This is a genomic window from Burkholderia ubonensis, from assembly GCF_902833085.1.
In the GTDB taxonomy this organism is placed as follows: domain Bacteria; phylum Pseudomonadota; class Gammaproteobacteria; order Burkholderiales; family Burkholderiaceae; genus Burkholderia; species Burkholderia ubonensis.
Window position 1 is genome coordinate 514,702 of sequence record NZ_CADFEB010000003.1, and the last position, 18,579, is coordinate 533,280.

General features: G+C 65.2%; 21 protein-coding genes, 1 tRNA gene and 1 pseudogene. 8 read left to right on the plus strand and 15 right to left on the minus strand.

Translation table 11 applies throughout. The features are described from left to right. Positions 1–50: 50 nt before the first annotated feature. Genes HWX31_RS09775 through HWX31_RS09805 form a run of 7 tightly spaced genes read right to left on the minus strand, consistent with a single transcriptional unit; the run spans position 51 to position 5,852 of the window. Positions 51–1,478, minus strand: coding sequence for an MFS transporter (locus HWX31_RS09775; RefSeq protein ID WP_174958858.1), 1,428 nt, complete (start codon positions 1,476–1,478; stop codon positions 51–53). A 57-nt stretch (positions 1,479–1,535) separates the two neighbouring features. After that, positions 1,536–1,979 carry a type II 3-dehydroquinate dehydratase gene (aroQ, locus tag HWX31_RS09780; RefSeq protein WP_174958861.1) on the minus strand — a complete coding sequence of 148 codons (444 nt, stop codon included), beginning with the start codon at positions 1,977–1,979 and terminating at the stop codon, positions 1,536–1,538. Between the two features lie 19 nt (positions 1,980–1,998). Continuing rightward, the gene (gene aroE / locus HWX31_RS09785; protein WP_174958864.1) at positions 1,999–2,832 is read right to left on the minus strand and encodes a shikimate dehydrogenase; all 834 of its coding nucleotides are present in this window, start codon (positions 2,830–2,832) and stop codon (positions 1,999–2,001) included. Then, positions 2,832–4,052, minus strand: a complete 1,221-nt coding sequence (locus HWX31_RS09790) for a CaiB/BaiF CoA transferase family protein (RefSeq protein ID WP_174958867.1) — start codon at positions 4,050–4,052, stop codon at positions 2,832–2,834. The genes aroE and HWX31_RS09790 overlap by 1 nt, the downstream gene beginning before the upstream one ends. Then, on the minus strand, positions 4,052–4,510 hold the full coding sequence (locus HWX31_RS09795; protein ID WP_059631972.1) for a MaoC family dehydratase: 459 nt from the start codon (positions 4,508–4,510) through the stop codon (positions 4,052–4,054). The genes HWX31_RS09790 and HWX31_RS09795 overlap by 1 nt, the downstream gene beginning before the upstream one ends. A gap of 2 nt (positions 4,511–4,512) precedes the next feature. Continuing rightward, a complete protein-coding gene (locus tag HWX31_RS09800; protein WP_059615142.1) occupies positions 4,513–4,905 on the minus strand; it encodes a VOC family protein in 393 nt (130 codons plus the stop codon). Then, positions 4,902–5,852 (minus strand): ketopantoate reductase family protein, encoded by a 951-nt coding sequence (locus HWX31_RS09805; protein ID WP_059615140.1) that lies wholly within the window; start codon positions 5,850–5,852, stop codon positions 4,902–4,904. The genes HWX31_RS09800 and HWX31_RS09805 overlap by 4 nt, the downstream gene beginning before the upstream one ends. Before the next feature lie 81 nt (positions 5,853–5,933). Between HWX31_RS09805 and HWX31_RS09810 the strand changes: the two genes are divergently transcribed. The 4 genes and pseudogenes from HWX31_RS09810 (at position 5,934) to HWX31_RS09825 (ending at position 8,158) form a co-directional block, all read left to right on the plus strand. Next, positions 5,934–6,854: a LysR family transcriptional regulator gene (locus tag HWX31_RS09810; protein ID WP_059615138.1), complete on the plus strand. Its 921-nt coding sequence runs from the start codon at positions 5,934–5,936 to the stop codon at positions 6,852–6,854. Positions 6,855–7,109: 255 nt separating this feature from the next. Further along, a pseudogene (locus HWX31_RS09815) lies at positions 7,110–7,313 on the plus strand (TCP-1/cpn60 chaperonin family protein); the annotation flags it as partial. Between the two features lie 109 nt (positions 7,314–7,422). After that, entirely contained in the window at positions 7,423–7,677 is a 255-nt protein-coding gene (locus HWX31_RS09820) for a hypothetical protein (protein WP_059615134.1), read from the plus strand. 85 nt (positions 7,678–7,762) lie between these two features. Next, positions 7,763–8,158 (plus strand): hypothetical protein, encoded by a 396-nt coding sequence (locus tag HWX31_RS09825; RefSeq protein WP_174958871.1) that lies wholly within the window; start codon positions 7,763–7,765, stop codon positions 8,156–8,158. A gap of 79 nt (positions 8,159–8,237) precedes the next feature. On the opposite strand, the gene HWX31_RS09830 is transcribed toward HWX31_RS09825, so the two are convergent. The 4 genes from HWX31_RS09830 to HWX31_RS09845 form a co-directional block, all read right to left on the minus strand. Next, positions 8,238–8,311, minus strand: a tRNA-OTHER gene (locus tag HWX31_RS09830). Positions 8,312–8,362: 51 nt separating this feature from the next. Beyond that, a complete protein-coding gene (locus HWX31_RS09835; protein WP_059617836.1) occupies positions 8,363–8,926 on the minus strand; it encodes an Hsp20/alpha crystallin family protein in 564 nt (187 codons plus the stop codon). Between the two features lie 164 nt (positions 8,927–9,090). Beyond that, the gene (locus HWX31_RS09840) at positions 9,091–9,498 is read right to left on the minus strand and encodes an Hsp20/alpha crystallin family protein (RefSeq protein ID WP_017335032.1); all 408 of its coding nucleotides are present in this window, start codon (positions 9,496–9,498) and stop codon (positions 9,091–9,093) included. A gap of 15 nt (positions 9,499–9,513) precedes the next feature. Next, on the minus strand, positions 9,514–9,954 hold the full coding sequence (locus HWX31_RS09845) for an Hsp20/alpha crystallin family protein (protein WP_174958874.1): 441 nt from the start codon (positions 9,952–9,954) through the stop codon (positions 9,514–9,516). Positions 9,955–10,203: 249 nt separating this feature from the next. On the opposite strand from HWX31_RS09845, the gene HWX31_RS09850 reads away from it, so the two are divergent. The 4 genes from HWX31_RS09850 (at position 10,204) to dnaK (ending at position 14,075) form a co-directional block, all read left to right on the plus strand. Next, a complete protein-coding gene (locus HWX31_RS09850) occupies positions 10,204–10,587 on the plus strand; it encodes a hypothetical protein (RefSeq protein WP_059617840.1) in 384 nt (127 codons plus the stop codon). Between the two features lie 106 nt (positions 10,588–10,693). Further along, positions 10,694–11,065, plus strand: a complete 372-nt coding sequence (locus tag HWX31_RS09855; protein ID WP_174958877.1) for a hypothetical protein — start codon at positions 10,694–10,696, stop codon at positions 11,063–11,065. 378 nt (positions 11,066–11,443) lie between these two features. Further along, positions 11,444–12,097, plus strand: coding sequence for an HPF/RaiA family ribosome-associated protein (locus tag HWX31_RS09860; RefSeq protein WP_174958880.1), 654 nt, complete (start codon positions 11,444–11,446; stop codon positions 12,095–12,097). Between the two features lie 52 nt (positions 12,098–12,149). Further along, positions 12,150–14,075, plus strand: a complete 1,926-nt coding sequence (gene dnaK, locus HWX31_RS09865; RefSeq protein WP_174958883.1) for a molecular chaperone DnaK — start codon at positions 12,150–12,152, stop codon at positions 14,073–14,075. Between the two features lie 117 nt (positions 14,076–14,192). Here dnaK and HWX31_RS09870 read toward each other — a convergent pair whose 3' ends face one another. From HWX31_RS09870 to HWX31_RS09885, 4 genes are all read right to left on the minus strand, one after another. After that, complete coding sequence (locus tag HWX31_RS09870; protein WP_174958886.1) at positions 14,193–14,720, minus strand: TetR/AcrR family transcriptional regulator; 528 nt, start codon at positions 14,718–14,720, stop codon at positions 14,193–14,195. 102 nt (positions 14,721–14,822) lie between these two features. Then, positions 14,823–15,494 carry a PqiC family protein gene (locus tag HWX31_RS09875; RefSeq protein ID WP_244143704.1) on the minus strand — a complete coding sequence of 224 codons (672 nt, stop codon included), beginning with the start codon at positions 15,492–15,494 and terminating at the stop codon, positions 14,823–14,825. A 26-nt stretch (positions 15,495–15,520) separates the two neighbouring features. After that, a complete protein-coding gene (locus tag HWX31_RS09880; protein ID WP_174958893.1) occupies positions 15,521–17,116 on the minus strand; it encodes a PqiB family protein in 1,596 nt (531 codons plus the stop codon). 39 nt (positions 17,117–17,155) lie between these two features. Continuing rightward, positions 17,156–18,490, minus strand: coding sequence for a paraquat-inducible protein A (locus HWX31_RS09885; protein WP_174958896.1), 1,335 nt, complete (start codon positions 18,488–18,490; stop codon positions 17,156–17,158). Positions 18,491–18,579: the final 89 nt, after the last annotated feature.

An 18,579-nucleotide genomic window follows, 5' to 3' on the forward strand; every position in this document is an offset into this window, starting at 1 on the left:
GAAAAGGCTGGGCGACGGGGCGCCGAACACGACGCCCCGTCGCGTGCTGGCTAGCTGCCGACGGATCCTGGCACGTGTTCGTGCGCGATGCGACTGCGCGACATCGCTTCGACGCGCAGTCGGTCGTATTCTGCGTTGTCGACCGGTTGAGCGTTCGCTCGCCCCAGGTCGTTCATATGGACACGATGTGTCTCGCGTGCGCTCAAGGCTGCGAGCGACGCAATCACGGTGATGCCGAACGCGATCGTCCCGACGATCAGCCAGACGTGGTGCCCGCCGGGCGGCGCGACCGCCGTGAACAGCGCGGGCAGCATCGCCGTGGCCGCGGTACCGAGGTTCTGCGCGATTGCCATCGCCGAGACGCGCGTGCGGGTCGGGAAGAGTTCCGGGTAAAAGGCGGGAAATACGGCGTTGTAGCCCTGGTACACGACACCCCACATGAGCATCGACATCACGAATGCAAGCGGCACGTTCCGGATGCTGATCGCATACAGGTAGGCAAACGCGAGCAGCCCGGCGGCCAGCGAGCCGACGATGATCGGCGGCCTGCGGCCGACCCGGTCGGACAGGTTGCCGACGAACGGAATCACGATCATCGCAACGATATTGCCCACCACCGTGATCCAGAGATAGACATCTTTCGGGAATCCGATTCGATACGCCGGCTGGACCGCATAGGCTGCGCCGAAGATCGTGGCGACGACCGGAATCACGTTCATCATCGACATGCAGGCAACGCGCGCCATGTCGGGAAAGTGATGCCTGAAAGCGTCGGCAACGGGCGAGCCGGCTTGCGGCCGATTGCGTACCGCTTCGTCGAAGGCCGGCGACTCGTCGACCTCGCGGCGAATGATCCAGCCCGCAACGATGACCAGCGCACTCAGCAGGAACGGAATGCGCCAGCCCCAGCTATCGAATTGCGCGGACGGCATGTAGTAGGCGAGCGGCAGGAACACGGCGGCGGCCAGTACTTGCCCGGCCTGCACGCCCTGTAGCGTGAAGCTGACGAAGTATCCGCGTCGGCCGAACGGCGCGTGCTCCAGGATCATCGAGCTCGCGCCGGTAATCTCGCCGGCCACGGCGAAACCTTGCAGCAGGCGAAGCGTCACCAGCAATGCAGGCGCGATCAGCCCGGCTTGCTGATAGGTCGGCAGCAGGCCGACTCCGACGGTCGAGAATCCCATCAGGAACATGCAGAAAAGCAGGACGGTTTTCCGTCCGCGCGTGTCGCCGAGATGACCCAGCACGAACGCGCCGATCGGGCGGGACACATAGCCGACGCCGTAAGTGGCCAGCGACGCGATGATGGCAGTCGTCGGGCTGCCGTGCGGAAAGAATATCTGCGGGAAGATCAGCGCCGATGCCGTGGCGTAGATGAAGAAATCGTAGTATTCGAGCACCGAGCCGATCCAGCCGCTGACGGCGGCTTTTCTCGACTGGTGCCCGCCCCGGGGCTCGTCTCGCAAGGTCGTGGTCATCGTCGTCTCCAGATATTGATATGCGTGCCGGGCAAGGCGGGTGATGCGGGAATCGGCCTAATCCTCTCCGAGCGCCGAGACTGCGGCCCTCAGCGCCAGCAGATAGCTTTGAACACCGAAGCCGCAAATTTGCCCGCTGACGATCTCGGCCAGGACGGAGTGATGCCGGAACGGCTCGCGTGCATGAATGTTGGACATGTGCAGTTCGACGATCGGGCACGTGAGGATGGCAAGGGCATCGCGAATGCCGTAGCTGTAATGCGTCCATGCCCCCGCGTTGATCAGCACCGCATCCTGGCGTTCCTCGAAAGCGCGATGAATGCGCTCGCACATCGCTCCCTCGCTGTTCGTCTGGAACGACTCCACCTGTACACCCAGTTCCGTCGCGAGCCCTTGCAGCCGCGCATCGATCTGCGCGAGCGTGATCGTCCCATACTGTGCCGGATTGCGCTTGCCGAACATGTTGTGATTGATGCCGTGCAGCATCAGGATCTTCTTCATGCGGATCTCCATTGTGTGTTCAATCGAACGGCACGGCCAGCCGATCGATCACCGAACTGGTCTTGGGGCGTACGCCGCGCCACCACGCGAACGCTTCGGCCGCCTGCTCGACCAGCATGCCGACGCCATCCGCGATCCCGTGCACCCCGGCATTTTTCGCGAGCCGGAGAAACGGCGTCAGACGCTTGCCGTATGCAAGTTCGTAGGCCGTGCCGGCCGGACTGAACACGCTCGGCGGGACAGGCGGCAGGTCGCCGGTCAGGCTGGCCGACGTCGCATTGACGACCAGGTCGAAACGCCCCATCCGCGCGAGGTCTGCGTAGCCGCTGGCAACGAGCGAACCGCGTCCGGCAACCTGCGCGGCGAGTGCGCGCGCCTTGTCGACGTCGCGATTCGCGATGACCAGTTCGGCCGGCGCGGCTTCGAGGAACGGCAAGAGCGCGCCGCGTGCCGCGCCGCCTGCACCGAGCACCAGGACACGCTTGCCGGCCATCGGAAGATTGAGGTTCGCTTCGATATCGCGAACCAGTCCGATGCCGTCGAAGTTGTCGGCCAGGATGCGGCCGCCGTCGAACTTGAGCGCGTTGGCCGCGCCCGCGAGCTTCGCACGCTCGCTGCGTTCGTCCGACATCGCGAACGCGTCGAGCTTGAACGGCGCGGTGACGTTGATGCCTTTGCCGCCGCCCTCGAAAAACGCGCGAACCACGGCAGCGAAAGCGCCTGCCGGCTCGACGGGCCCCTCGATCGCCGTATAGCTGATGTCCTGCCGCGTTTCTTGCGCGAAGAGACCGTGAATCAGTGGGGATTTCGTGTGTCCGATCGGATTGCCGATCACCGCGTATTGGTCGGTCATCATTGGCTCGCTTTTGAATAGAGGACGCCGTCGGCCTGCATCGCGTCGATTTCGGCCGAATCGAACCCGAGGGAACGCGCGATTTCCGCGTTGTGCTGCCCGAGATCGGGCGCGACGTCGCGAATCGTCGTATCGCAATCGGAAAACCGGAACGGCAGGTTGGGCAGGCGCAGCGTCCCGTAGCGCGGATGCTGTTGCTCGACGACCATGCCTCTGGCCTGGATCTGCGGATCGTTCAATACCTCGTCGATGCGCTGCACCTTCGCGCAGGGAACGTCGATGCCGTCCAGCAGATCCAGTACCGACGCGACGGAACGCGCGGCCACCCACGGCTCGACCACCGACAGAATCTCCGCACGGTGCGCGTTGCGGCCGCTGCTGTCGTGAAACCGTGTGTCGGCGCCGAAATCCGCCGGGCCGCCGTGCGTCGCGATCAGCTCGGCAAAGCGCTTCCACGCGTCGTCGACTTGCGCGGCGATCACGAGATCGCCGTCCGCGGCACGGAACACGCCATAGAGCGTCGAGGTCGGCATGTCGTGCCCGGTCTGCTCGGGCAGCACGCCCTGCAGCGTATAGCACTGCACCGCGTATTCGTGCATCGACACGAGCGTGTCGTACAGCGCCATGTCGACGTGCTGACCGCGGCCGCTCTTCACGCGCCCCAGCAGCGCGGCGTTGATGGCCGCGACCGCATGAATGCCGGTGTACATGTCGCCGAGCGAGATGCGCAGCAGCGGCGGCCGCTCGCCCGGCGTGCCCACCATCTGCATGATTCCGCTCTTGGCTTCCGCGATCAGCCCGAAGCCCGCGCGATGCGCATCGGGACCGGTATGCCCGTACGCCGAAATCGAACAGTAGACGAGGCCCGGATTGCGCGCCGACAATTCGGCATAGCCGAGCCCGAGCTTGTCCAGCGCGCCCGGCCGATAGTTCTCGATGAACACGTCGGCCGAGTCGCACAGCCGCTGCATGAACGCCTTGCCGCGCGCGTCCTTCATGTTGACGCTCACGCCGCGCTTGCCCATGTTGAGCTGCAGGAAGTAGCCGCTCTGCTGGTCGTCGAGCACGGTCGCGTGCTGGCGTCCGGCGTCGCCCGATCCGGGACGCTCGACCTTGATGACTTCGGCGCCGAGCGCCGCGAGACAGCGCCCGACATACGGACCGGCAAGGAAGTGGCTGTAGTCGACGACGCGAATGCCTTCGAGTGGGCGAGCCTGCATCACAGTGCCTCCGGGCGGCGCGGCACCATCAGGCGATGCTCGCCGCGTTGAACGACCTGACCGTCCTGATTGATCAGCTCCGACGGCAGCACGACGATGCCCCAGTCCGGGCGGCTCTTGCTGGCCCGCATCGAGCCGACGCGGAACTTCACGTGCAGCACGTCGCCGACCTTGATCGGCAGCAGAAAATCCCAGCTCCAGCCGAGCGACATGCCCGGCAGAAAGCGATAGTCGCTCTGCGTTTTCAGGCCGTCGGCGATGGACAAGCCGAACAGCCCGTGCGCGACGAGGCACCCGAAATGGCTCGCGTTCGCGTATTCCTCGTCCACGTGGACGGGCGTATGGTCGCCGGTGAGGTCGGCGTACGCGAGAATGCGCTCCTTGGTCACGATGTAGCTCGGACTCGTGCACACGTCACCCTCGCGGGCGTCGTCCCAGTATTTTTCGACGATCGTCATGGTCACGCCTCCGCGCGCGGGTTGATTGCCAGCGCCTGCGCGACGCAGGAAGCCGGTCTGGCCTGGATCAGTTCGACGGCGAGCCCGTCGGGCAGGCGAAGCCAGTTGCGCCCTTGCGGCATCTCCGTCACGCCGAATCGTTGGGCCGCGGCCAGCGCGGCCTCCAGGTCTTCGCACATCACGCCGAGATGCGCGAGCCGGCCTTCCGGGCCTTCGTATTCCGGCGCGTGGATGAACTGCAGGCCGCCGAGCGTCCAGTACTGCCGCGGCGCGTCGAGCGTGCCGTCCACTTCGCGCAGCGTCATGCCGAGCACGTCCTCGAAGAAACGGATGTGCCAGCGGATGTCCTTCACCCAGATCGCAACATGTTCGAGATAGGCTTTCGGGGCATTCATGCGGCGGCCTCCTGCCGTTGGCGGTCGGCCATCGCGCGTTCCAGCCCCTTGATGCAGGCGACGAGCGTTGCATTCACCGGGGTCGGCACGCCGTAGCGCTGCCCCCAGCGCACGACCGAACCGTTGATGAAGTCGATTTCGGTGATCGAGCCCTTCTCCAGGCTTTGCAGCATCGACGTCTTGAAGGTCGCGGGCAGCCCCTCGGCGGCGAGCGTCCATGCCTGTTCGGGATCGGTCATCGACAGCTTCACGCCCGCCGCCTGCGCCGCCGCGATCGCCTCGGCCACGGCCGCGAGCGACGTCGCCTTCAGAAGCGGCTCCTCGTAAAGCTGCCCGTAGGTGAGGCCGGTAAGACCCGTCAGCGCGCCGGTCGCGACATTCACCAGCAGCTTGTCCCACATCGTGCCGACGATGTTGTCGCTGATCGTCGTGGCGAGGCCGGCGGTATTGAATGCGGCGGCGATCGCCTGGATACGCGGTGTGATGCGGCCGTCGAGTTCGCCGATATAGGTGGTCTTGCCGATCACGCCGGATTCGATATGACCCGCGCCGCGCAGCACGCCGCCGACGTAGGTTTTGCCGGCGAGCACGCGCTCGCGGCCGACGACGTCGATCAGGATGTCCTCGTGTCCGAGGCCGTTCTGCAGCGACAGCACGGCGGTATCCGGCCCCACCAGCGATTGGGCGCCGCGGATGGCCGCATCGGTGTGGAACGACTTGACCAGCACCACCACCAGGTCGGCCACGCCGACGTCGGCGGCCCGAGTCGTCGCGTGAACGCGTACGTGGCGGGTGCCGCCGGCGTCGTCGACGCGCAGGCCGTCGCGGCTCATCGCATCGACGTGCGCGGGCGAGCGGTCGATCAGCCAGGTCTCATGGCCGCCTTGGGTGAGGGTGGCGCCGATCGCACAGCCCAGCGCGCCAGCTCCCAGAATCGCGATTTTCAATGGTGTCTCCTTGACGTATGGCCTCACGATAGAAGTCGCCGCTCATGCCGACAATGCAATGGATACAATGGCATCATTGCTATGGACAATAATGCCATGATGCCCGCCGACCTGCCCGACCTGAAGCTGCTTCAGCTTTTCGATCTCCTGTACGACGTGCGCAGCGTCACGCGCGTCGCCGAGCAACTGGGCCAGAGCCAGCCGACGGTCAGCATCTGGCTCGGGCACTTGCGGGAATACCTGCACGATCCGCTCTTCATCCGCACGCCCGGCGGCATGGCGCCGACACCGCAAGCCGACGCGCTGATCGGGCCTTGCCGGGAAATTCTCGAATCCCTGCGGCGCTTCACCGCGTGGGAGATCGCGTTCGATCCTGCGACGGCCCAGAGACGGTTTCGCATCTGCATGACCGACGCGAGCCACATCACGCTGCTTCCGCGGCTGCTGGCTCATGTCCGGGCGCAGGCGCCCGGCGTCCGGCTGGAAGCCGCACGGATCGACGGCAATACGGAGCGGGCGCTCGAATCCGGCGAAGCCGATCTCGCGATCGGCTATGTGCCATGGCTCGGCGGCGGCATTTATCAGCAGAAGCTGTACGACCAGGACTGGGTATGTCTGGTCAATCGGCATCACCCGAGGATTCGCGGTCGCCTCGGGGCAAAGCAGTATCGTTCGGAAGGACATGTCGCCATTACGGCGGGAACGGGCGCGCAGCTCCTCGAGCAGGCGCTGCGGCAGGCGCGCATCGAGCGCGACGTGGTGCTGGAGTTGCCGGGTTTTCTGGGTTTGGGTGCGATCGTCCAGACGACCGACCTGATCACGACGCTACCCCGTCATATCGGCCAGACACTGGCTCAGGCGAGCGATCTGGCGGTTCATGCGTGCCCGATCCCGGTCGACGGGTTTGCGGTACGGCAGCATTGGCATGCGCGCTATCACCATGAGGCGGGCAACCGGTGGCTGCGCGGCGTCGTGATTCGATTGTTCGGTGCATCGCATTGACGGGTCGCTTCGGCATTTCCGGCGGCGGTTGCCACAGGCCATCGCATCCTGCTGCCGCGCCGAAACAATTTGTTACAAAGAGTCATTTTCATGGCCTCTTGAAGCGCGCGATGGGCGCCTCTATTTCGCAATCCGCCAGACATTGGCTCGGCTGCACTGCGGCGTTCCACGCGCCCCGGTGTGCAGCCGGATTCCCTTATTGGTGATCCTTTAATCGCTCAGGAGATGGAAATGCAGATTCGTCCCCTCTACGGCCGGGTACTCGAAGGCAAGGACAACTTCGGCTACAACGCGGCCATCGGCGAGGCGGGTGTGTTCGATCCCACCAAGGTCACGCATACGGCGCTGCAGAACGCCGCATCGATTGCCGGGCTGATCCTGACGACGGATGCAACGGTTGCCGAAGCGCCGAAGGACGAAAAGCCGGTTCAGGCTGCCACACCGGAACGCGAGTACTGACCTGGCAGCGGGTCGTGCACGCGCCGGCCAGCAGTCGCGGCCGGCGCAACGCGTTCGGCGCCGAGCGCTGTCCTCGCAACGCGGCGCCGCTTTTTTGCCGGAAACCAACATGAAACTCGAACTTCGCATTGACGCAAAACCGCTTGACATTGAGCTCGACGACGTCGTGGCAGGACTGCTGGCTGCCCGACTCAACCTGCCCGCAGGTGCAGACAACAAGGACGCCCTTGCGCGCTATCTGAGCGAAAAGGGCGAGCCCTGGAGTCTCGACGAGGAGCACATGCGCAGACGCATACTTCGCCGGCTGATTCTGGATATCGCAGACCCGGCGCTGGTCATCCGCCATCTCATGGCCGACGAATGAACTTGCCCAACCAGGCAGGTTAGGGCGGTGGCGACATAGACCCGTGTCTCGACTGTCTTGCTGTCCCGCAGAATCAGACATCACGATGCCCGGCGATTCCCGTTCGTCTGTCCGCTCGTCGATTCGGCTTCCCGCTGGCGTGCTCGGAATCGACTACCTCAAGTTTTTACAACTTTCGGTTGATGATGAGCTTCTCGGCGAGGCGTCACTCGGCGACGAAGCGCTGGAGGACGCCATGAGCGCCATCCGCGTCGGTTCAATGCGCGCGGCACGGCCGGCAATGAAGGTCTTCTTCGATGGCTGCCGGTTCTGGCTCGCCAGTCACTTTCACCGCTATGAGGCCGCCCGCCGTCTCGGCGCCCGTCATCAGGAATTCTGGTGCGAGATCAAGCCGGGTCCAAAGGACGACGCAGTGCGATATGCGTCGAGCGTTTCCAGCGCCATGCATTTACGTCACGACCCGTCCACCTCGGCTGGCTGACCGTCATCCATGGATTCGTTGCGTTCGTTGCCCATGGCAAGCCGCGTTTGTCGGGGGGCATCGGATTCCCGGTTTCATGTGGGCCGTACTGGATTCGAACCAGTGACCAACGGACAAAAATGTCGGCTGCTCCACCAACTGAGCTAACGGCCCGGTTCGTCTGATATCCGCCCGCCACCATGGCACTTTGCGTGTTTGCCCTAGTCAGCCGATATCGATCGTGCGACTCACGGTCTGCGATCGCTCCGATTTTGGCACGGTCAACGTGAGCACACCGTTGTCAAACTTTGCCAAGGTGCGATCGGGGTCGGCGTTTTCCGGCATCGGAATCGTGCGCATGAAGCTTCCATGGGCACGCTCCAGCCGGTAGCAGCCGTTTTCCTCGCTGCGCACATCCTGCTTTTTCTCTCCACGCAGCACGATCGCCCCATCCTCGACGCTCACCTTCAGATCGTCGCGCTCCATTCCGGGCAGTTCGGCGGTCACGCGCAGTACCGGCCCTTCGTCGACGACGTCGATGCGCGGCTGGAAGCGCGACGAACTGAAGTCGCCAAACCATCGTTCGAGCGCGCTACGGCCTGCAAACGGGTCATGAAAGAACTCCTCCACTGCACGCCACGGTTCGCGTGAGAGCAGTCGCGGAATGTCAGGCCACGAGGCCCGCCACTGTTCGCCTGTCTGTGGGCTTTCCGGGCCTTCTGCATCGGACTTGCGGGCAGCTCCGCGAAGGAACTTGAAGGGGTTCCATTTTTTCAAATCGGTATTCATAGCGTCCTCCGATTCAGCTTCAATCTGTTCGGGATTCCTGCATGACATCAGACACCGGTGCCTCTGCTCCTGCTCCTGCTCCTGCTCCTGCTCCTGCTCCTGCTTCGCGGCGGCGGCAGCGCGATCGCTGCCGCCTGTGCTTCTGACCTGCCGTTGCTGACGAATCAGTTGGACTTGACTTCGATGCGCCGTGGGCGTGCCTCGTCGCGGCGTGGGATCGTCAGCTTGAGCACGCCGTCCTGGAGGCTCGCCTCGATCTTTGACGTATCGAAGTCCGGTGACAGCGTGAACGTCCGGGCGAAATGCGGTTCGCGGACCTCGGCATGCTGCAGTCGCAGGTTTGCCGGCGTCGGCACCACCGCCTCGGCCTCGATCGAGAGGCTGCTGTCGTGAACTTTGACGTCCAGCTTGTCCTTCGTCACGCCGGGCAGATCTGCCCACAGGGTGACGCCGTGACTGTCCTCGTATATGTCAACGGCCGGGGTGAGGGTGATCCGGCGCGTAGCCTGTTCCGTGTCGCGACGCGTTACTGCGGATCGGTCGCGTTCAGCCAGTTGGGTCGTGTCGTTCATGATCGGCTCCTCGTGTTACTGGATAGCGATGGCGCGTGGCTTGGACGACTCGCGCTTGCCGACACTGATCGACAGGCAGCCATTTTCGTAGCGCGCCTGGACCTTGTCGGGATCGGCGGTGTCGGGCAGCTCGATGACGCGCCGGAAGGTGCCGACGAAGCGCTCCTGCACATAGGTACGCGTGTCGCTTCCAGTGTCGGGTTGTGTCGATTTGCGTTCGCCGCTGATGGTCAGCAGGCCCTTGTCGATCGCTACGTCGAGTTCGGTGGCGTTGATGCCCGGGGCGAAGGCAACGATCTCGATCGACTCGTCAGTCGCGCCGATGTTGATCTGAGGAAACGCGCCGAGCCGGCCGGCGCGGATACTGGACGGGAAACCGCCGAAGAGTTGCGCCATCTGCTGCTGCAGGCGGTCGAACTCGCTCAAGAGATCGGTTCCGAAGTAAAGATCGCTCATGATCGTATCCTCCTCGAGTGCAGCCGGGAGGCGAACGGGCCTACGCGCTCCAGTTCGCCTGCCGGACTGCCGGCAAACAAATCGAAACACGCAGCGCGCGGAATGAAGCGACTCGCGCGTCTGCCTGAGCGAAACCTAAGATAGGAACTCTGCGGAAAATTTCAAGGGGCGTCGGCGGATTTTTGCACTTGAAATTTCGGTGCTGGAACCTATCATCGCAGCGGCTCGTTACTGCATGCGGAGGACGCCATGGAATTCGACACGGACTGGCTTACGCTGGGCAGGCATCGTATCCGGCTGCGCTCGACGAAGGGCTTTCCGACCGAGACGATGCGCACTGTGACCGAGGTCGTCAGGCTCGCGATCGACAACAACATGAGCGCGCGGGCGCGACTCGTCGAGGTCGTCTGCCGGCAAGAAAAGACCTACGACGTGCTGGTCGGCACGACGATGGCGGAGGACAAGGTTTGTGCACCGCAACTTGAAGCCGCGGTTGCGGTCGTGCTCGGCCTGTTGCCTGACCAGATCAACATCACGGTCACCCCCGTCACGCAAAAGGAGGTCGATCTGCACTTTGGCGTGTACGAGCGGATGCTGTCGGAGAAGCTGAGTACGACGTCGCCGCCCCGCTGACCGATCGGTCCGGCACTCCGCCGTGCGGCCGGCACAGGTTCGCGTCTCCCGCCACGCTGGCGCGGGGCGGGCACGGCGGCAACGATCTCGGAATGGGAGCACCATCATGAAAGTACGTTCACGCGGGCTACTCGCCGCGGCCGCCCTGGCCGCGGGCGCCTTCTCTGGAGCGGTGGTTGCGGTGGCGCCGCGGGCACTGCCGGCCCTGCAGGACATCTGGATCGCCGGCACGATCCAGCGGGGCAACGGGCAGTTCGCGCCGGGGGACTATACGACGATCCGGCTGGATCGTCCGGCCGCGTCACCGTGCAGCGACAAGGTCGTGACCGACATTCTGCTCGGCCGGGCCGACACCACCGAACACTTGCTGCTGTTGCCGTATCTGAACCAGCGGGTCGCGGTGAAAGGGCGCATTACCTGCCCGGATTCCGGAATCCAGTTTGCACCGACGCCGGACTTCGTATTTCCGATCTACTGACCCGGCAGGAGCGCTTCCAACGCGCATGCACTACCGTGCGCGGCTTCGGTCCGCCCACCGGGCGGACGTCGTTGCAATCGCACGCGATGCCCAACAGTACATCGACGACCTTGATTTTTTCGTAACTGTTTTTATATTTTGTTTTGCCAGCCCGGATAGCGATGAAGGGCAAATGGCGTATGCCCGTGACGTCGGATGACGCGTGTCTGGGAAACACGGCAAGCGGGTAGAGTCAGGGGTGCGAAGCGAAATCTCACCGCATGTGGTGAGCGTCGTAGCGCAGGCGTCGGGCCGGCGGTCCCGCCCGCGATCGTCCGCCCCTGAGGGAGTAACGGCCGCCTCCGATGCGGCGGCCAGTGGAAGACGTGCAGGGCTGTCATGAAAACGGCGATCAGTTTCCGGAACATTTCGGAGCTTGCCCGCCCCGACCTGAAAGGCCTGATTGGCAATCTCCTCGACCGACACCTTCAGCCGCACCTGTCGCACTTCCCCGCGGAACTCGTCCGGTTGCGTGCGACCCTCGAACGAAGCGGCCATCGCAGTCTCTACCGGGCAAGGCTCCGGCTCGGATTGCCGAGCGCCACACTCGCCTGCTCGGACGAATCGCCCGAGCTCGGCAAAGCCCTCGAACTCTCCTTCACGGAACTGCAGCGGCAGCTCGAGCGCCACATCGCCCATCTGCGTCACGAGGACAACTGCGCCGCGAGGAGCGCCGCGCCGGGTTGCGGCGACTCAAAGACGCGGCGGCCGGTCCCGCCGGCGCCGGGCTGGCGCTATTCAGCGATCTCGTGCGCCCATTGCTGCCGGCGCTCAAGCGCTTCGTGGAACGCGAACTCGCCTACCTGCAGGCGCGTGGCGATCTCGCATCGGGGGACCCCGCCGTCGATGAGGTCGTCGACGAGACGCTGGCCCGCGCCTGCGTCGGAACTCGCTGGCGCGGACGTACTGCTCGACGAGGCGCTGCAGGAGACCTTTCCGGCCAGGGGACCCGGTCAAGTATCGACCGGGATGCGCGGTGGGATGTCGGCGTAACGGAGCGGGTTTCACGTGACCTTCTCCGAACCAGATCGAGCGAGTGAACACCATGGCCAAGATCATCGGCATCGACCTCGGCACCACGAACTCGTGCGTGGCGCTGATGGAAGGCAATCAGGTCAAGGTAATCGAAAATTCGGAAGGTGCGCGCACCACGCCGTCGATCGTCGCGTACATGGACGCGGACGAAGTGCTCGTCGGCGCACCCGCGAAGCGCCAGGCCGTGACCAATCCAAAGAGCACGCTGTTTGCCGTCAAGCGGCTGATCGGCCGCCGCTACGAAGAGAAGGAAGTGCAGAAGGACATCGGCCTGATGCCTTTCAGAATTTTCAAGGCTGACAACGGCGACGCATGGGTCGAGGTGCAGGACAAGAAGCTTGCCCCGCCGCAGGTTTCGGCGGAGGTGCTGCGCAAGATGAAGAAGACCGCCGAGGATTACCTGGGCGAGCCGGTCACGGAAGCCGTCATCACGGTGCCCGCCTATTTCAATGACAGCCAGCGCCAGGCGACCAAGGACGCGGGTCGCATCGCCGGCCTCGAAGTGAAGCGGATCATCAATGAGCCGACCGCGGCGGCGCTCGCGTTCGGCCTGGACAAGCAGGAAAACCGTGACCGCAAGATCGCCGTGTTCGACCTCGGCGGCGGCACCTTCGACATCTCCATCATCGAGATCGCCAACGTGCAGGGCGAGAAGCAGTTCGAAGTGCTGTCGACCAACGGCGACACGTTTCTCGGCGGCGAGGACTTCGACCAGCGCATCATCGACTACATCATCGGCGAGTTCCGGAAGGAGCAAGGCGTCGACCTGTCGAAGGACGTGCTCGCACTGCAGCGCCTGAAGGAGGCCGCGGAGAAGGCCAAGATCGAACTCTCGTCGACCCAGCAGACTGAAATCAATCTGCCGTATATCACGGCCGACGCGAACGGTCCCAGGCATCTCACGATGAAGCTCACGCGGGCCAGGCTCGAAGCGCTGGTCGAGGATCTGATCGAGCGCACGATGGAGCCGTGCCGCATCGCCGTCAAGGACGCCGGCGTGGCAGTGGACCGCATCGATGACGTGATTCTGGTGGGCGGGATGACCCGCATGCCACGGGTGCAGGACAAGGTCAGGGCGTTCTTCGGCCGCGAGCCGCGCAAGGACGTCAACCCGGACGAAGCCGTGGCGGTGGGCGCGGCCATCCAGGGCGCGGTGCTCACAGGCGAACGCAAGGACGTGCTGCTGCTCGACGTCACCCCGCTGTCGCTCGGCATCGAAACACAAGGCGGCGTGATGACGAGGATGATCGAAAAAAACACCACCATCCCGACCAGGTTCTCGGAGATTTTTTCCACCGCCGACGACAATCAGCCTGCAGTGACGATCAAGGTCTATCAGGGCGAGCGTGAGATGGTCGCCGGCAACAAGCTGCTGGGCGACTTCAGCCTCGAAGGCATTCCACCCGCGCCACGCGGCGTGCCACAGATCGAGGTAACGTTCGACATCGACGCGAACGGCATCCTGCACGTGTCGGCCAAAGACAAGGCGACCGGCAAGGAAAGGCGCATCACCATCAAGGCAAATTCAGGGCTGTCCGAGGAGGAAATACGGAAGATGGTGACGGATGCCGAGGCCCATGCCGCTGAAGATCACCGGATGCGCGAGCTGGCCGACGCGCGCAACCATGGCGATGCGCTGGTGCATAGCACGAAGAAGGCGCTCACCGAGTACGGCGACAAGCTGGAGGCGGGTGAGAAGGAAAAGATCGAAGCCGCGATCAAGGAGCTCGAGGGGGCGCTCAAGGGATCCGACAAGGCTGAGATCGACGCCCGGGTGCATGCGCTCGCCACGGCCTCGCAGAAACTCGGCGAAAAGCTGTATGCCGACGCGCAGGCCGTCGGCTCAGGCGGCCCGACCGGTCAGGAAGCCGATGGCGCGACAAAAGAGGACGATGTAGTAGATGCGGAGTTCAAGGAGGTGAAGACAAAGCGGTAAGCCGCAGCAAAGTCATGCTTCGGCTCGATTCCAGGCTTGGACGAACCGATTCCGTCTGGACCCACGGCGGCATCAGGTACGGCGACGGCCCCGACGAGCGCTCGCATGGCCCGTCCGCTACGCCGCATCGCCACGCCGTGCGCATCGCGCGCCGACGCTCAGCAGCGCAACGCCGAGCGCGGCCGCCCATTCGGTCGAGAACGGCATCGTGTCCGCGGCACCCGCCAAGCCGCCTGCCATATCCGGTGGCGCGGCCGGTTCGGCATGCAGGCGGTCGACGATCTGCCGGAATCCGGCATCGCGCAGCGCGTACAGATGGACCTCGACCCACAGCGGGAAACATTCCCAACCGGCGGCAATGTCCGCGTAGTCAGCGACCGTACGAGAACCGCAACGCGTGCGCGTCGCCGGCTGCGCCTTCGTCAGCAGTCGATCGCGGTCGCGGCGCAGGATCTCGATCAACGGCTCGCGCTTGTGCCCGAAGTTCGCATAGAACGCGCCGCGCGTGAAACCCGCGCGCTCGACGATATGCTCGACGGTCGTGTCGGCGAAGCCCTTCGCGATGAAGCATTCGCGAGCGGCGGCGATGAGCCGTTCGCGGGTGTCGAGCCGGCGTTGCATGCGGGTGAGGCGGGCGGGTTTCATCCTGTGCTGTCCGTGCGGTGGAAATGATTGAAGCGGCGCAATATCGCGCCGCGCGAAACGTCGTGTCGACGATCCGGTCTGTCGCGTCGTCACGGCGCCGGTTCAATCGTCGAGCGCGTCTGGCGCGCCGCGATTGACAGCGGAGGACGCGATCGGGCGCTTGAATGCGCCCGCTCGGCAATCGGCCGGCGGCGCGGCGTGCGTGGCCGCCGTGCGAATGCCCGCGGCGATCCCGAGCGCGAGCGCATCGAGCGCGCGGCGATACGCATCGACGAGTGCATCGTAGCCCGCCGACGTATCGGCCCGAACGATGCTGCGGCACGTCAGTGCCGGCTGTCCGGCCCCGGAACTCACGCTCCAGGCCGCATCGAGCAGCACGTGCGACGCCGGCCTCGACTCGACATGCTGCATGTCCACCGCGACCCGGTAGACGGGGGTGCCGTCCGGGTGGGCGACGCGGTGAACATCGATCGTGCCGAGCACGGACGCGACGCGTGTCGACAGTCCGCCGCGCATTTCGTCGCCGAGCGGCGCGGCCCAGCGCTCCTGCTCCAGGATGTCGGCCCGCTGGGGGTCGCGCTGCACGACGAGCCGGTTGCCGTCCGCCGGCGCCGCGACGTGCACGGCCTGGATGTCGATCAGCCATGGGGGATGCGCGGCGGCGGCCTCAACACCCGCATCGTCTGCCACCGCGAGGGTATGGAAATGCACCGGCGGCGAAGCGCACCCGCTCAGCGCCGCGAGTGCGACGCACGTCGCGATGCGCGCCGACATGCGGAGCCGGCCAAAAGAACGCGCTTTCATTGGTGGTCCCCCTTGTTACCGAACAGCAGCGATTCGGGATGACGTTCCAGATAGTCGGCGAGCGCGTTCAACGACTGCAGCGTATGCGTGAGCGACTGCATCGCCTCATGCACGTCCGACTGCATCGGCGAATCCTGCCGCAACGTCGACTCGGCCGCGTTGAATGTGCGTTGCGCGGCCGCCAACGTGTCACGCGCCTGCGGCACGACCTGCTCGTCGAGGTGGCCGAACAACTGGTTCGCATGCGCCAGCGCGCTGTTCAGATTGTTGCCGATCCGGTCGAACGGAACCTGATCGAGCTTGCGCGCGATGTCGGCGATCTGCACCTGCAGTTCGTCGAGCGTGTTGGGCACGGTCGGCAGCTCCACGGGCGTGCGGCGAGCGTCCACGCTCGCGCGCGGCGCCTTCGGGAACATGTCGAGCGCCACGTACAGCTGACCGGTCAGCAGGCTGCCCGTGCGCAACTGCCCGCGCAGCCCCTGGACCACCAGGTGCTCGAGCAGATCGTGGCCGCCGGCCGTATCGGGCGCGGGAAGCGCCGTATCACTGTGCCGGCTCAGTCGCGACGGATACAGCGCCATCGTGACCTTCATGCTGAAGTTGCGCGAGTGTTCGTTGTACTCGATGCCGATGTTCGTGACCTGACCGAGTGCGATGCCGCGCAGGTCGACCGGCGCGCCGACGGACAGCCCGCGCAGCGACTGGTCGAAGCGCATGACGACCATCAGCGGCGTGCCGTCCGGGTCGCGCATCGCGTCGGGCTCGTCCGGCGCGAGCCGGAACGGCGCATTGTCGGCTGCCTGGGGCGCGTCCTGTTGTCCGGGCGGAGACTGAAACGCGAGACCGCCGACGATCACGGTAGCCAGCGACTGCGTGTTGAGTTTCAGGCCGCTCGAGTCGAGCCGCAGATCCACGCCGCTTGCGTGCCACCACCGCGTATTGGTGCCGACGTACTTGTCGTAGGGCGCTTTGACGAACACCTGCACGTCGACCCCGGTACCGTCGTTGTCGAGCGAGAAGCCGACGACCTGACCGACCTGCAGATGCCGGTAGAACACCGGCGAGCCGATGTCGATCGAGCCGAGCGAGTCGCCATGCAGCCGATAGTGTCGACCCTGCTGGTCCGCGGTGACGGCGGGCGGCGTCTCGAGACCGGTGAAGTCGGTCTGCTTCTGCGGCGAGCGGCCGAGATCCGCGCCGATGTATGCGCCGGAGAGCAGTGTGCCGAGCCCGGAAATCCCGGTGGCGCCGACGCGCGGCCGAACGACCCAGAAGCGGGTATCGCGATTCGCGAACCGGGCTGCGTCGCGCGTCAGTTGAATGCCGACGACCACGCGCTTGAAGTCGGGGGTGAGCGTAATGGTCTGGACGGAGCCGATATCGACGTCCTTGTAGCGGACCTTGGTCTTGCCGGCTTCAAGGCCCTCGGCATTGGCGAACGTGACTGTGATCGTCGGACCGTTGGCGGCGACGGTCCGGATCACGAGCGACAGCCCGATCAGCGCGCACACGAGCGGCACGATCCAGACGAGAGACGGAATCCAGCGGCTGCGCGGCCGGATCTCGGGTGGAGGAAAATCGAACGGAGACATCGTTTTGGAATTCGCAAGAAAGCGGGCGCTTGACCCGGTTCAGGGTTGGTGATGGGCGGCGGCCGGGCGCGGCGCACCGTCCCAGATGAGCCGCGGATCGAACTGCATCGACGCGCACATGGTCAGCACGACCACGGCGCCGAACGCGAGCGCGCCGGGGCCGGGCGTGATGTCGGCGAACGAGCCGAAATGCACGAGTGCGATCGTGAGCGCGACGACGAATACGTCGAGCATCGACCAGCGGCCCACGCGCTCGACCAGCCGATGCAGCCGGGCTCGTTCGAGCGGCCGCCATTGCACGCCGCGATGGGCGGCGATCGCCTGAAATGCGAGGATCGCGAGCTTGAGCATCGGCACGAGCACACTCGCGATGAACACGATGACGGCGAGCGCCCAGTCGCCGGACGTCCAGAAGTACGCGACGCCGCCGAGGATCGTGTCGTCCTCGGCTCGGCCGAGCGAGGTCGCGTGCATGACGGGCAACAGGTTCGCCGGGATGTAGAGCAGGGCGGCGGCGGCGACGAGTGCGCCGGTGCGGGCGGCGCTGCGCGGGCGGCGTGCGTGCAGCGGCGAACCGCAGCGCGTGCAGCGCTGGCCGCACGCGTGGACCGACTGCACGCGTGCGCAGTGGTGACAGGCGATCCATCCCGCGGCGCGGGCCGTCATGCCCGCCGATCCGCTGCTTTCGGTTGTCCGGGGCGCCGCATGTCGCGTCATGTCGGGGCGGGGCGGTTTCGTATGGTCGGCGTCGCCCGGCTGCAGGGCGGCGAGTTCGTCGTGTGCTTCCCACAGTCGGGCCGGTTCGATCGTCGACAGCAGGCAGAGCATCACGGTAAGCCCGGCGAACGCGAATAGCGCGGACCCGGCGAGCACGTGTGCGAGGCTCGTCAGTTTGACGATCGTGATGAGCACGCCGAGCATCAGCACCTCGACCATGCTCCACGGCCGCAATCGGTGAATGCCGCGCAGCACTTGTGCGAAGTGGCGCGGTACGCGGCCCGCGCGCAACGGCACGAGCAGGTACAGCCATGCGGCCAGCTCCAGCATCGGAAACAGCATCGTCGTGCAGAACACGAGCGCGGCCACCAGCGGCTGACCGTTCGACCATAGCGCGCGCACCGCGTCGCCGAGCGTCGCGTGCGACGCGATGCCGGCGGCATCGAGCGCGACGATCGGGAAGGCCTGCGCGATGCAACACGTCACCAGCGCGGCGACCGTCAATGCGCACATCCGGTCGAGGGAGCGGCGGCCGTGCGCCGCACCGCTCACGCGCGCGCGGCATCTCGGGCAGTGCGCCGTCAGTGCGCGCAGGCGCGGCGGACGCTGAAGCAGCAGGTCGCATTCGTGGCAGGCGACTAGGTTGTCGGATTTCATCGGGAATCAATCATGCGGATAACGAAGGCTGGCACCGCGCGATGACCGGTACGCCGGGCATCGGGCTTCGAGATTGCGGACCGGTGCGG